Annotated in this window: 14 protein-coding genes; 7 read left to right on the forward strand and 7 right to left on the reverse strand. The window is 67.1% G+C overall.

The genetic code is table 11. The features are described 5' to 3' along the window. Window positions 1-17: 17 nt before the first annotated feature. Together AB0K10_RS32225 and AB0K10_RS32230 are read right to left on the reverse strand one after the other, a co-directional pair. Window positions 18-701: a cell division protein DivIVA gene (locus tag AB0K10_RS32225; RefSeq protein ID WP_363689847.1), complete on the reverse strand. Its 684-nt coding sequence runs from the start codon at window positions 699-701 to the stop codon at window positions 18-20. Next, entirely contained in the window at window positions 691-1,875 is a 1,185-nt protein-coding gene (locus AB0K10_RS32230; RefSeq protein ID WP_363689849.1) for a globin domain-containing protein, read from the reverse strand. Before AB0K10_RS32230 ends, AB0K10_RS32225 begins: the two co-directional genes overlap by 11 nt. A 223-nt stretch (window positions 1,876-2,098) precedes the next feature. Here AB0K10_RS32230 and AB0K10_RS32235 point away from each other — a divergent pair, with 223 nt between their 5' ends. The 3 genes from AB0K10_RS32235 to AB0K10_RS32245 all read left to right on the forward strand — a co-directional run bounded on the left by AB0K10_RS32235 (window position 2,099) and on the right by AB0K10_RS32245 (window position 4,919). Then, window positions 2,099-2,533, forward strand: coding sequence for an Rrf2 family transcriptional regulator (locus AB0K10_RS32235; protein ID WP_363689851.1), 435 nt, complete (start codon window positions 2,099-2,101; stop codon window positions 2,531-2,533). 45 nt (window positions 2,534-2,578) lie between these two features. Further along, a complete protein-coding gene (locus AB0K10_RS32240) occupies window positions 2,579-3,811 on the forward strand; it encodes an FAD-binding oxidoreductase (protein ID WP_363689853.1) in 1,233 nt (410 codons plus the stop codon). A gap of 175 nt (window positions 3,812-3,986) precedes the next feature. After that, a complete protein-coding gene (locus tag AB0K10_RS32245) occupies window positions 3,987-4,919 on the forward strand; it encodes an NADP-dependent oxidoreductase (protein WP_363689870.1) in 933 nt (310 codons plus the stop codon). A gap of 10 nt (window positions 4,920-4,929) precedes the next feature. Here AB0K10_RS32245 and AB0K10_RS32250 read toward each other — a convergent pair whose 3' ends face one another. The 5 genes from AB0K10_RS32250 to AB0K10_RS32270 form a co-directional block, all read right to left on the reverse strand. Next, a complete protein-coding gene (locus AB0K10_RS32250) occupies window positions 4,930-5,283 on the reverse strand; it encodes a cupin domain-containing protein (RefSeq protein WP_363689855.1) in 354 nt (117 codons plus the stop codon). Window positions 5,284-5,538: 255 nt separating this feature from the next. Further along, window positions 5,539-6,453 (reverse strand): carbohydrate ABC transporter permease, encoded by a 915-nt coding sequence (locus AB0K10_RS32255; protein WP_363689857.1) that lies wholly within the window; start codon window positions 6,451-6,453, stop codon window positions 5,539-5,541. Beyond that, entirely contained in the window at window positions 6,450-7,391 is a 942-nt protein-coding gene (locus tag AB0K10_RS32260; protein ID WP_363689872.1) for a sugar ABC transporter permease, read from the reverse strand. Before AB0K10_RS32260 ends, AB0K10_RS32255 begins: the two co-directional genes overlap by 4 nt. A 97-nt stretch (window positions 7,392-7,488) precedes the next feature. Next, entirely contained in the window at window positions 7,489-8,844 is a 1,356-nt protein-coding gene (locus AB0K10_RS32265; RefSeq protein WP_363689859.1) for an ABC transporter substrate-binding protein, read from the reverse strand. 318 nt (window positions 8,845-9,162) lie between these two features. Then, entirely contained in the window at window positions 9,163-9,330 is a 168-nt protein-coding gene (locus tag AB0K10_RS32270) for a hypothetical protein (protein ID WP_363689861.1), read from the reverse strand. A gap of 149 nt (window positions 9,331-9,479) precedes the next feature. Here AB0K10_RS32270 and AB0K10_RS32275 point away from each other — a divergent pair, with 149 nt between their 5' ends. The 4 genes from AB0K10_RS32275 to AB0K10_RS32290 are packed head-to-tail and all read left to right on the forward strand — an operon-like array spanning window position 9,480 to window position 13,484. Continuing rightward, window positions 9,480-11,021 (forward strand): phenylacetate--CoA ligase family protein, encoded by a 1,542-nt coding sequence (locus AB0K10_RS32275; RefSeq protein ID WP_363689862.1) that lies wholly within the window; start codon window positions 9,480-9,482, stop codon window positions 11,019-11,021. Continuing rightward, on the forward strand, window positions 11,018-11,464 hold the full coding sequence (locus tag AB0K10_RS32280; RefSeq protein ID WP_363689864.1) for a DUF4188 domain-containing protein: 447 nt from the start codon (window positions 11,018-11,020) through the stop codon (window positions 11,462-11,464). Before AB0K10_RS32275 ends, AB0K10_RS32280 begins: the two co-directional genes overlap by 4 nt. Then, on the forward strand, window positions 11,461-12,558 hold the full coding sequence (locus AB0K10_RS32285) for a hypothetical protein (protein ID WP_363689866.1): 1,098 nt from the start codon (window positions 11,461-11,463) through the stop codon (window positions 12,556-12,558). Before AB0K10_RS32280 ends, AB0K10_RS32285 begins: the two co-directional genes overlap by 4 nt. After that, window positions 12,555-13,484 carry a hypothetical protein gene (locus AB0K10_RS32290; protein WP_363689868.1) on the forward strand — a complete coding sequence of 310 codons (930 nt, stop codon included), beginning with the start codon at window positions 12,555-12,557 and terminating at the stop codon, window positions 13,482-13,484. The genes AB0K10_RS32285 and AB0K10_RS32290 overlap by 4 nt, the downstream gene beginning before the upstream one ends. Window positions 13,485-13,578 lie beyond the last annotated feature (94 nt).

Genomic DNA, 13,578 nt, shown 5'->3' on the forward strand with positions numbered 1-13,578 from the left:
CAGGGGCGCTAGTCGGATTATGGCTGTGGCGGCAGTGCCGGACGGCTGGCGGAAGTCGTGCCGGGCACACCCTCCGCGGTGATCCTTTCCATCGTCGCCGAGAGTTGCCTGCTTCCGTTATGGAGGTGCTGTGCCGCCGCCTGGAGGTGCGAGATCATCAGGTGGCCGTACGCGCGCAGGGCTTCTCTCATGGCCTCACCGTTGTCGACGTCGGCTCCAGCGATTGATCGGTGCTCGTGAACTGTCCGCTCGGCTTCGCGCCGAGCATCCTCCGCTGCTGCTTCCAAGTAGCCCTCGTACTGCTGGCGAGCGTATTCGGCGACCTGCCGGGCGTACTCGTGCGCCTGGCCGATGATGTTCTCGGCCTCGCGCTGGGCGGAGGACAAGAGATTCACCTCCCGTGCGCCAGGTATGTGGTCGAGGCGGGCACTGGGAATCACCCCGTGGCGATGCAGCTCGACATGATCATTGAGTCGCTGATTCTCCGCCCTCAGGTTGGCGAGTTGGGATGCCAGCACATCGAGTTCGTCGGCGACCTGAGCGCGGAACGCTTCGGCCGAGCGGGCATCGTAGCCACGCCGGGTCAGCGGCGCCGGGCTGAAGGTCCAGCGCCGGACTCTGTCCGCGGTGAGCCGCGCCCTCGGTGCGACATCACCTGAGATGTCGCCGCCGTCATACTGGGCGAGGGGTTCAGCGCTCATGTGTCACCTTCGCGTGAGATCGTTGATCACTCGACCCGACCTGCGTCCGCCAGTCGGCGCCGTACCACCCGGTGCTCAGTCCCTCGTGGTGGAGTTGAGCCTCGTGGAAGCCGGCATCGCGAAGACTGTCGAGGGTTGCCCGCACCATCGAATCCCCGCCGCAGAGGTAGACGTGGCGATCCCGCCAGCCGCCGCTGGCCACCTCCTGAGTGCCGACAAGGCCGCCCGGGCCGTTTCCGCCCGTCCGCGGCTCGACGAGATGCCGGACCGTCAGCCAGTGGTACCGAGTTGCCGCCTCGCTCAGGTACGCCGAGTCGTAGAGGTCGCCGCGGGAGCGGGCTGTCACGTACAGGCTGACCTGGCGCTGGCCGCCCTCGGCGGCGACCTGCTCGACCAGTGCCTTCAGCGGCGCCCAACCAGTGCCCCCCGCGACAAGGACGAGATCCCGATCGCCTGCCTGTGTCAGGGCGAGCCGTTCGCCGACGGGAGCGGCGAGGTGGAGCTGGTCGCCGACGGTGGTGCCGTAGACCAGCCGCGAGCTGACAAGTCCGCCTGGGGTGGCGCGGACGTGCAACTCGATGGTGCCGTCGGGCCTCGGCGCGTTGGCAGGCGAGTAGTAGCGCCAGGCACGGCTCGCCGAGGGGGACAGACTGATCGACTGCCCAGGCGTGAAGGGCAAGAGGTAGGACGGCCGCAGGGTCAGCACCGCGACGTCGAACGTACGCCGCTCGTGTGCGATGACCTCGCCGACCCACCACGGCGGGCTGGTCCGCTCCGACTCCGCGGCCGCGTCAATCATGATCTGGGCGATCATGGCAAAGGCGCTGCTCCAGTCGTCGGCGAGTTCCCTGGTCCACTCGGGTCCGAGGAAGTGCTGAAACGTGGCGGCCAACGCTCTTCCCAATAACGGGTACTGGTCCGCGCGCACCGCGAACTTGCGGTGATCGCGGCCGAGGCTCCTGAGATATTCGGTGATTCGCGGCAGTTGGTCGATGTTCGCGACAGTGTGTCCAAGCGCGGTGAAAAGCCGCTCCCGCTGCCCCGCCATGTTCGTCGGAAACATCTCTCGAATTTCCGGGCTGGCCGCGAACAGGGTGGAGTAGAAATAGAGGGGCGCCTGATCCCCCTGCTCCACCAGTAGTGACCAACTGCGCCTCAGTCCGTCGATGTTCATGGTGTGGGCCAGCCGAGCGTGGCGCGTTCTCCTGACATGACGTGCGGGGCATGCTCGTCGGCCGTCGCCGACGCGGGTCTTGGTCTCAACTGGTCGATCTCCTTACCTGTGCCGGTGACCGCACAACGGCTGCCGAGGCCCGCGAGTTCAGGTCATCTGGGCAGTTGTGAGGCTGTCCACAAACAGGAGTGTGAGACTCCTGTTTTCGTCTAGCTTTCTGCTCATGCGCATCAACCGCTCCAGCGACATCGCGCTTCGCATAGTCATGTTGGGTGCGAGCCGTGGCGGTCGAAGCACCATCGACGAGTTGGCCGTTGCGTTGGCCGTGCCCCGCACCCATCTGGCGAAGGTGGTGCAGCGGTTGCAGCACCTGGGCGTACTGGAAACCACCCGTGGTCGCGGGGGTGGGGTGCGGCTGATCAGCGGCACATCAACAGTCACGGTGGGCCAACTGTTGCGAGATCTGGAGGGGGAATCCGAAGTCGTCTCCTGCGACGAACCGGCCTGCCCACTGTTGGCGGGCTGCCGACTCCGCGCCGAGCTCCGTGTCGCGCAGGAGGCCTTCTACGCGAGCCTGGATCGCGTCAGCATCGATGACCTGATCGCCGCGCCGACGTCGGTGTTACTCGCGGCGCCCTTGACTCTCGCCTCCCACTAGTTGCCCCTCTCCACCTTTTCCGAACAACGATTCAGCGGAGGCACCATGTTGTCCGTAGCCCACGCACCGGTCATCGCAGCAACCCTGCCAGTCGTCGGTGAGCATTTGGACGCAATAACGGGGACCTTCTACGACACCATGCTCGCCGACCACCCGGAACTTCTGAACGTGTTCAGCCGGAGCGCTCAAGCCACGGGTGCGCAACGCAGTGCCCTCGCTGCGTCCATCGCCGCCTTCGCCACACATCTGGTCGGCCAGGACGGTCCGGACGCTCCGCCGTTCGATCTGATCGTCGACCGCATCGCGCACCGGCACGCGGCGCTCGGTATTCGTCCCGAGCAGTACACACTGGTCGGTCGTTACCTGATGGACGCGATCGGTTCGGTGTTGGGCGCAGCGGTAACCCCAGAGATTGCGGCGGCCTGGGACGAGGTCTACTGGCTGTTCGCCGTACGGCTGGTCGGCGCGGAGGCGCGGCTCTATGCGACCGCGGGAGTCACCGCTGGCCGGCCGTGGCGCCCGTTCACAGTCGTGGCCCGGCGCGAGGAGGCCCACGACACCGTCTCGCTGGTCCTGGCGCCCGCCGACGGAATGGCGACGCCCACCTTCCTGGCAGGACAGTATGTGTCGGTGCTGGTGCCGCTGCGCGATGGCGGACAGCAGATGCGCCAGTACTCTCTCTCGCAGGCTTCTTCCTCCGGCGCGCTTCGCATCACGGTTCGGCGCGTCCGCGGACGCGGCGGCGCTCCGGACGGCCTGGTCTCGTCTCACCTGCACGACCACGTCAGGGTCGGGGATCAGTTGACGCTCAGCGCGCCGTACGGCGACCTGACCCTCAGTGCCGGCACCCATCCACTGGTGTTGATCAGCGCCGGCGTCGGCATCACTCCGATGGCGGCGATCCTCGAGCACGTCGCCCGGACCCAGCCGCAGCGGGAGGTCACCGCGGCGCACGCGGAGAGCAGCCCTCTGCGGCATCCGCTGCAGGGCGACATCACCAGCAGTGGCGCGCGTTTGCGGACCTTCCGGCACCTGGTGTGGTACGAGCAGCCGCAGGGAGACGGACCAGCCGGCGCGGAAGTTCGGACCGGTCTGATCGAGCCCGAGGCGATTCCGCTTCCCTCCGACGCGGAGGCCTACCTCTGCGGTCCGCTGCCCTTCATGCGTATGGTCCGCTCCGAGCTGCGCCGACGTGGTCTGCCGAGTGAGCGCATCCGCTATGAGGTGTTCGGCTCCGATCAATGGACCGCCTCCCGTTCGCTGTCTGACCACGCCTGACCGCACGATCGGTGGACGGTGGTGCCGCTTTCTGGCACTGCCGGTCCACCGACCCGGGAGTCATCCTGATGTCGCCGGGTCCGCTTCTGATTGCCAAGAGCCTGAATGTGAATTGGCGTTGAAATAGGATGTCTGTCCTGGGGACGTTTCCGACAGTCGGGAGATTCAGGTGGCGATGATGAAGGCCCTACGCGCCTACGAGCGCGACGCCCCGGACACATTGGTCTACGAGGATGCACCGGTGCCGACTCCTGTCCGCGGTGAAGTGCTCGTCGCTGTGTCCGCGGCGGGGATCACCTTCGCCGAGCTTGGATGGGAGCAGAGTTGGCGGACCGCCGACGGCGGTGACCGGATTCCCATGATCCCGTCGCACGAAGTCTCCGGGGTGGTGGCCGCGACCGGTGAAGCGGTCACCGACCTCGCGGTGGGCGACGAGGTGTACGGGTTGATCGACTTCAACAGGAACGGCGCCGCCGCCGAGTTCGTCACCGTCGACGCGAGTGCCCTCGCCCACCGTCCCCGCCGGATCGGGCACGTCGAAACCGCCGCCCTACCGCTCGCGGCGTTGACCGCCTGGCAGGCCCTGCACGATCACGCGCGGATAGCCTCGGGGGAGCACGTACTGATCCATGGGGGTGCCGGAGGAGTGGGCGCCTTCGCGGTCCAGCTCGCCGCCCTGCACGGCGCGCGAGTCACCGCCACGGCTCGAGAAGCCGACGCCGTGCTGCTCGGTGAGCTCGGCGCCACCCGGGTCATCGACTACACCAAGCGGCCGTTCGAGGCCGAGGTGAGCGACGTCGATGTGGTGATCGATACCGTTGGCGGGGAGACGCTCGTTCGTTCCGTGGCCGTCCTGCGCCCGGGAGGTCGGCTGGTCACGCTCTCTGCGCCGCCCTCCGCCGGCCTGGGAGAGGAGCGCAAAGCCACACTGATGTTCTTCGTTGTCACCCCCAGCAGAAGTCAGTCGGCTCGGCTCGCGCAACTGGTGGACGACGGCGCGTTGCGCGTACTCGTGGCGCGGACCTTTCCGCTCAGTGACGGGCGGCAGGCATACGCGGGCAACGACGGACATCGACCGGGAAAGACGGTGTTGACGGTACGCCCGTGACCCCGTCCGATCACCGCACGTCGGCTGGCGCGGGAGCAACCTTCGCCACGGTCAACAACACCACCGAGTCCTCGTGCGCGCTGAGCCGATGTCGCCGCTGCGGGACGACGAGCAGATCTCCCTGTCGACCAGTCCAGCTCGTCGTGGCGTCGATGAGCTCGACCCGCCCGCGTAGTACGAGGATCGTCGCCTCTCCCGGGTTTTCGTGATCACTGAGTTCGGTCCCCGTGCGCAGGGCGATGATGGTCTGCCGAAGCGTGTGTTCGTGGCCGCCGTACACCGTCGCCGCACTGCGGCCCGCGCTCCCCGCGAGGGCGCGCTCCAGATGCTCCCGCGCCTGTGCGTCCAGGCTGTACTTCTGCACGCGATCCGCCTTCCCCGTCGAAGTCGGGCGACCTGTCCTCGGCGACGTACCCCCTTTCGCCGATGGCTACCAACGGCAGACCCTGTCTCGGACACCGCGAGCGCGGCGACGGAGGCCTCCGGCTGACGATCGCGAGCTTGTGCTCGTAGCCGGACGCCTCCGTCGCCGTGGCTTGGAGAAGCCCATTCATCATCACTCGCAGCGACTCAGCCTGGCCGAGCCCTTCGAGGAGCGAATGTGTCGTGGTGACAACTGTCAGCCCTTGAGTCCCCCAGCAAGCAGACCGCGGACGAAATAGCGCTGCAGGAGCAGGAACACGGTGACGGGCACGATGATGGAGACGAAGGCGCCCGCCGACAGCAGGTGCCAGGCCGTGCCCCGTGTGCCGGTGAGGTTCGCAAGCGCCACCGTGATCGGAGCGACCGCGTTGCCCCCACCGGCAAAGGTGAGCGCGACCAGCAGGTCGTTCCAGACCCAGAGGAACTGGAAGATGCCGAACGCGGCAAGGGCCGGCGTGAGCAGCGGCAGCAGCACCCTGAAGAAGATCTGCACGTGCCCGGCGCCGTCCATGCGCGCTGCCTCGAGGAGGCCGGCCGGAATCTCCTTCATGAAGTTGTGCAACAGGAATATCGCCAGGGGGAGCGCGAAGATCGAGTGAGACAGCCAGATGGTCCAGAAAGAGCCCGCGATCCCCATTTTCACGTAGAGCGTGAGTAGTGGGATGAGGGTGACCTGGATGGGCACGATCTGCAGCGCGAACACCCCGACGAAGAGCACGTTGCGCCCCGGGAAGTTGATCCAGGCAAAGGCGTACGCGGCCAACGACGCCAGACAGAGCGGGATGATCACCGACGGAATGGTGATCACGAACGAGTTGACGAAGAAGCTGCCCAGCCCTTCGGACCCCTCGGCACTGAGCACCGCCCGGTAGTTGTCCAGGGTCACCGTCGGATCGCTGAAAAACGTCCACCAGCCGGTGGTCTTGATCGCCCGCTCCGGCCGGAGCGAGGAGATCCCGAGACCGAAGGTGGGCAGCGTCCAGAGCACGGCGAGAAGCACGGCCGCCAGCGAGGCCCAGGAGGAGGTGAGCTTCTTCTTGGCGCTGGCCGGCGCCTGCCTGACTGGGTCGATCGGTGGGGTCGTGCTCAGGGGAGTGCTGGTCACGGTCATCGTGCCTCCGCTGCGCGCAGTTGTCGGACGTTGTAGACGACGATCGGGACGACCAGGACGAAGAGCAGCACCGCCAGCGCCGCGCCAAGACCCTCGTTGCCGCTTCGGAAGCTCTGGCTGTAGAACTCGTTGGCGACGACGCTGGTGTCGAACTGACCGCCGGTCATGGTCCGGACGATGTCGAAGACCTTCAGCGTGCCGATGCCGATCGTGGTGAGCACGACCACCACGGCGGGCCGGATGCTCGGCAGAGTCACGAACCGGAACATGCCCAGCGCGGTGACCCCGTCGAGCCGGGCGGCCTCCACCACGTCGTCCGGGATGGCCTTGATCGCCGCCGAGAGGACTGTCATGGCGAAGCCAGCCTGGATCCAGATCATCACCAGGATGAGGAAGAGAGTGTTCCAGGGTGGGCTGACCAGCCACTGTTGCGGAGTGCCGTGGGCCCAGACGATCACCTGGTTCAGCAGACCGATCTGTTTGACCCCGGCCTGGTCGGGCCGATACTCGTAGATGAACTTCCAGATGATCGAGGCACCGACGAAGGAGATTGACATCGGCAGGAAAATCAGCGCCTTGGCGAACGATTCAAGTCGAGCTTTGTCCACCAGAATCGCGTAGAGCAGCCCGACGCCAGTGGCGACGAATGGGGTCACGAGCACCCAGAGCACCGTGTTGCGGAGCACCGTCAGCTGGTCGCTCGAGGTGAAGATCGTACGGTAGTTGTCGACGCCGATGAATGTTTCGCCGGCGGCGTCGAAGAATGACTGGTAGATGGTGCGTGCTGCCGGGTACACCAGCCCGACGGCGAGCAGGGCAAGGGCTGGAGCCAGATACAGGAACGCAACGCGGCGGTCGCTGCGGCGGCCGCTGAAGCGCCCAGCCACGAAGAGGATGACGCCGACCACCGCCAAGAAGAGCAGGACCGCGCTCGCCATCAAAAGTAGTTTGCCAGCAGTATTCACAGAGCTCACCTCCCTCGATAGTTCGGGGCCGGTCGACGCGGTTCGCGCCGACCGGCCCCATTGCTTCAGCTCACTTGGGCCAGGCGGATTCGATGTTGTCCACCGTCTGCTGGGTGCTCTGCCCGGTGATCCAGCTCGTGGCCTGTTTCCAGAACGCGTTGGAACCCACGGCGCCCGGCATCCGGTCCGAGCCGTCGAAGCGGAACACTGCTTGCGGGTCCTGCAGCAGGTCCACGGCGAGCTTGTCGATCGGGTTGCTGACCTTGGTCACGTCCAGGCCCTTGTTGGCGCTCACCCAGCCCTGGGAGACGGAGGCCTTGACATTGGCCCAGGTGTCCGTGGAGAGGTAGGTCTGGAAGGCCTTAACCTCGGGTCGATCGCTGAACGCGATGTTGAACTCACCGCCGCCGAGCAGGGGCTTACGGCTGGCGTCCTTGCCGGGCAGGTAGAAGGCGAAGACGTCGCCGTCCTCGGCCACCTTGGTGCCCGGCGGGAAGTTGGCCGCGTAGAAGCTGGCCTGTCGGTGCAGCGAGCAGGTGCCATCGAGGATCGGCAGGCCGGCGTCCTGGAAGGTCGTGGTGGCGACGCTCTTGACGTCGCCGAGACCGCCGTTGACGTACTTCGGGTTCTTGAGGATCTTGCCGGCCTCGTCGAGTGCCGCTGCCGCCTCGGGCGAGTTGAAGGCGATCTGATGGCTGACCCACTTGTCGTAGGACTCCGGCCCATTGAGCCGGAGCATCATGTCCTCCATCCAGTCGGTGATCGGCCACCCGGTGGCCTCGCCGCTGGCGATGCCCGCGCACCAGGGCTTCCTGCCCTTGGTCGCCATCTTGTCGGTCAGCTGCATCAGCTCGTCGAGCGTCTTGGGCACCTGGTAGCCGTTGTCCTTGAACTCCTTCGGGGAGTACCAGACCAGCGACTTGATGCTCGCGCCTGACGGGGCGCCGTAGAACTTGCCGTCGACGGTCCCGTACGTCTTCCATTCCTTGTCCCAGAACTTGTCGACGTTCGCCGCGACCTCGGTCGGCGCCTCCTTGACACGACCGGTGCCGACGAGCTGCCGGAGCAGGCCTGGCTGCGGCACGATGGCGAGGTCCGGCGGGTTGCCGGCCTTGGCGCGGACGAGGATCTGCGTCTCGAAGGACTTGTCGCCCTCGTACTTGATAGTGGCGCCGGTGCACTCCTCGAACGGCTTGTACGAGTCGGTGTAAGCCTTGTCCTCGGGCGTGACGATGCCCGCATAAATGCTGACGGTCTTGCCCTTCAGGTCGCCATACTGGCCGAACTGGGCGCAGTCAACCTTGGGCATGTTTGCGGCCCGATCGTCTGGCTCGGTGCCGCCGCTACACCCGGCGATGATGAGGGTCAGGCCGATAACGCCGACCGACGCAAGCGCGAGGCGCGGTTTCGTGGCACGAGAGGGCATACGCTTCCTTCCACTACCGCCGGCCGTCTCAGGTCGAAACCACCGGCAAATTGGTCAAATAGCTAGGCAATCGCGTGCGGTGAGGTCGTGGCGAACAGCCTCAGGGTGTGGGCTGCTCTCGCCGTCGAACGTCGAACCACCCGATGAGGCGGTCCGCCGTTGCTCTGCCACCGCGAATCGGATGCAGCGCAGGGTCTCCGACGTGGAGGGCTGACGATTGGTGCAGCTCGAATACCGTCTCGTAGCCTCCGATGTGGTCGGTCAGGACTCGACCTCCAGGCGCGTCCACAACACCGACGTAGCAGAGGCAAAACGGGTTCAAGGGACGATCAACTTTCTGACGAGCAGCAGGTCGATGCGGCGACGCCGGTGGCCCAAACGGATCTCGCCGTCCACGGCAGCGGAGACGTGCAGGTGCCGCCAGCGGAGAGCGCGGAGGTCTTCAAGCTGGTCGGCGCCTGGGTTCGAGGGCGTTGCCTCGAACACCCCGACGCCTCCGTCCGCCATCTCGCGGCGTCGGGCGTGCCGACGTCGTGGTGCTCGCGGGAAGCGCCGAAACGGCGTCGTTCGCATACTCAGGGCGGCTGAGTACCCGCCATCAGGTGGCCGGCTCGACCTACCAATAGTGTTGCCGCGTGGTGACATTCCTGCGTCGGTGGACCCTGCGGGCCTCGAGCTTCGCCCTGACCTGGCTCTACACCCTCTACCGGATCCATCCGGCGGTGTGGCGGCTCACCGCACGTCAGTACCGCCCCTACATGGGACGCTTCGCCCGGCTGCACGCCTGGATGACCTGCCAGTTCGCCGCGATCGACGTTCCCGCGTACGGCGACTTTCTCCGCCGGCACCAATGGCGGTTCCGCTGGTTCGACCTGTCGTCGTACCCGCCCACCGACAAGCGGTCGTACGTGCAGGCGTACTCCGAGGAGCAGCGGTGTCGGCACGGGGAGATCGAGATCGCCGGCAGCGTGGTCGACGAGTCGTCGGGCTCGTCCGGCCAGCCGTTCAACTGGATCCGCAGCCGCCGCGAGCTGCGCTCGGTGCACAAGAACCTGGCCGGCTACGCGACAATGGTGTTCCCGTCGAAGCGGCGGTTCGTCATCAACGCGTACTCGATGGGCGCCTGGGCGACCGGGACCAACACCGGCATCGCCATGTCGGCGATCGCGATGGTCAAGAACACGGGCCCCGACCTGCGGAAGATCGTCGACACCCTGGTGTACTTCGGCCCCGGCTTCGACTACATCGTCACCGCCTACCCGCCGTTCCTGAAGCACCTACGCGACAAGCTCGACGCCGAGGGCTTCCCCTGGGCCGAGTACCGCATCAGTGGACTTGTCGGCGGTGAGGGGATGACCGAGGCGCTGCGCGACTACCTGGAGGAACGCTTCGTCAAGGTGCGCTCCGGCTACGGGGCCAGCGACCTCACCATCGGCATGGCCGGGGAGAGCGATTTCAGCGTCTGGGTCCGCCGACGACTGCGTACCGACGCCGCACTGCGGACCGCCCTGCTCGGCGCCGACGAGCACCGGCTGCCGATGGTCTTCCAGTACAACCCGCTGGAGACGTACCTGGAGACCACAGCGGACAACGAGGTGCTCTGCACCATCAACTCGACGGCCGTGCTCAATCCCCGGGTCCGCTACAACATCGGCGACGAGGGCCGGCTGATGTCGTACCCGGATGTCCTGGCCGCGATCGCCGACCCCGCCGCGCGGGCCGCCGCGGACCGCGCCTGGCAGGTCGACCGGATGCGCCTACCGCTGCTGTTCCTGTACGGCCGCAAGGACAGCACGATCTCGTACATGGGCGCCAACATCTACCCGCAGGACGTCGAGTACGGCCTCTATGCCGGCAATCCCCAGGCGCACCTGCTGCAGAGCTTCTGCCTCGCCGTGACCGAGCAGGCCGACCTGGAGAGCCGACCGGTCGTCAACCTGCAACTCCGCGAGGGCCTGACGCTCGACCCGGTGCAGCGGCGAACCCTCACCGACACCTGCCGCGCGGGAGTGTTGCGCCACCTCGCCGAGGTCAGCCGGGACTTCGCCGAGTCCCTCGCCGAGGACCCGTCCGCGGCGGACCTACGGGTGGAGGTCCACGAGTACGGCACCGGCCCGTTCGCGGACACGGCCTCCAAGATCAAGAACGTCTACCTGGTGAAGGGCGTGCCGGCATGAGGACCACCGACTTCTCCGCCGCGCCGGCGGTGGGCCAGGCGACAGCCATGTTCGTCGGCGCCACCCGCTACCGGGGGCCGCGCTCGATCCTCACGCTCACCCGGACCTGGTTCAAGATGGTCCGACAGATGCGGCGGATGGACGGATACCGGTGGCACACCGTCTACTACCAGTTTCCGTTCACACTCGGCACCATCGCCTTCTTCAGCGACCGTGACGCGCTCCTGACGTTCGCCCGCAGCCGCCATCACCGTGACCTCATGTGCTGGGTGACCGATCACGGCACGACGAACGCGACAGGCGGCTACATCCGCCTCTACAACGCCGAGCCCGAGGGCTACAGCAACGGCATCTGGCGCGCCGAGTCCGACGGCATGGCCCACATACCGACCTTCACCCCGCTCTCGCGTGAGACGTCCGGCCCGCCGGTGCACCGCTCATGAGACTGGATCCCGTACGGTCGCGGGCCGACCTGCGGGCATTCGTCGACTTTCCGCTCCGGCTCCACCCGCGCGATCGGTACGTACCCCTTTTGTCATCGGTCATCGCGGCCCACCGCGGCGCCGCCGAGCTGTTCGTGGTCCGCGACCGACGCGGCGAGGTCGTGGGACGCACCAGCATGCACCGCAGTGCGCCCTTCGACGCCAAGGTCGGCCCGCGGCAGCTGTTCGGGCACACCGAGTTCGTCGATGACGACGACGTCTTCACCGCCATCATGGACGCGGTCGAGACCCGGGCCGATGGTCGACAGCTGTTCGGGCCGGTGGCCCTGCTGCCCAACCAGACCGGCGGGGTGATCACCTCCGGCTTCGCCGACCGTGGCTTCGTGGACTCGGCGTGGAACCCCGCCTACTACCCGGACATGTACGAGCGGCACGGCTTCCACCGTCGCTTCGAGGCCGACACCTGGCTCGTCGACCTCGACGGTACGGCCACGGGTGCGCCGCTGCCCGCCCACGCTGACCACGGGTTCGCCTTCGACGATGCCCGGATGGCCGCCGAACGGCTCGTCATCCGGCACGGCTCCCGATGGCACCTGCGTAGCCAACTGCCGATCCTGCGCGAGATGCTCAACGCGAGCTTCGCGCAGTTGGGCTACTACACCGACATCTCCGCCGAGCAGCTGGCGGAGCAGACCGACGGCCTGGCGTTCCTGCTCGACGAGGGGCTGCTCCTCTGGCTGGAGAAGGCCGGCCGACCCGTCGCGTTCGTCGTCACCGTGCCGGACATCTCCGAATACCTCATGCGCGTCGGCGGCCGTCTCGGCGTACTCAATCAGCTTCGGCTTCTCGCCACCCGCGGCCGATACCGGCGGGACGCGGTCCTCATCATCAAGGGCACCGTTCCCGAGGAGCAGGGCAACGGGTACCTGACGCTGCTGTCCCGGGAGTTGCACCGCAACCTCGCCCGCAACGGCTACCGGACGCTGCGCAGCACCTTCGTCGAGCGGACGAACGTCGCCTCGGCCGCTCAGTACCGGCGCGCGGGCGGGCGGCCACTGCACGGGTACACCTTCTACGAGCGAGGAGCAGTGTGAGCTGGGTCGAGCGGTTGCGGGCCGCCGAGGCGATCTGCCGCCGGGCACCGAGCGCCCACAACACGCAGCCGTGGCGACCGGAGTATCGCACCGACGAGATCACCATCGACGTCGATCCCGCCTGCCGCCTGCCCGACTCCGACCCGACCGGACGCGACCTGACCCTCGGCATCGGCGCGTTCGTCGAGACCTGCCTCATCGTCTCCGCCGAACTCGGCCTCCCCGTGACCGTGGCGCCCGGTCCACGGCTGGTCCCCGCGGCACATCGATACGCGACTCCGTTCACGATCGCCGACATCGAGGCCCGCCGGGTCGCCCGTGGTCCATATGAACCGGGGTACGTCGACGACGCCGTCCTCGCCGATCTCGAGCCGGGTATCGCACACATTCCGACCCGGGATCTCGTATCGGACCTGGTCGTCGCTGACAGGTGGATGTTCGGCACACCCGCCGTCGCGGTCGAGTTGCGGGACTGGCTGCGCCTGAGCCCACGCCACCCTCGCTATCACCTCGATGGACTCACGGATCGAGCGCTAAGCCTGTCCCGGATCGAAGCGCGCGTCCTGTCCGCAGCGCTGCGCGCGTACCCGGTCACCCGCCGACTGGGCCTGCCGGCGCTGCTGGCCGCCAGCGGTCGCGGCCTGTTGCGCTACGACGGCAGCGTCCTGGTCCTCCTCGCCGCCGACGACGACCGGATCAGCGCGGGCCGACGTCTGCTGCGGACGTGGCTGGCTCTCGCACGGCACGGTCTGGCGGTCCATCCGCTCAGCCAGCTCATCGACTGCCCCACGACCGCCGGTCGGCTCGCCGAGCGGGTCGCAGGCCAACCGCTCGCGGTGTTTCGGGTCGGGCGACCCCGCGTCGCCCCGGTCCGGTCCGCCCGACGCGGTGAGCAGCCGCCTGACGCCCCGGCACGGCGACTCTGAGAGCGCGTTTTAGATTTGGGTTGGTCGGGTGTGTCGCACAGCGGGTCCGATCGATGAGGGTGACTCCGTCGGTAGACAGGCATGGATCGAGTGC

The organism is Micromonospora sp. NPDC049274 (assembly GCF_040678875.1).
GTDB lineage: Bacteria > Actinomycetota > Actinomycetes > Mycobacteriales > Micromonosporaceae > Micromonospora.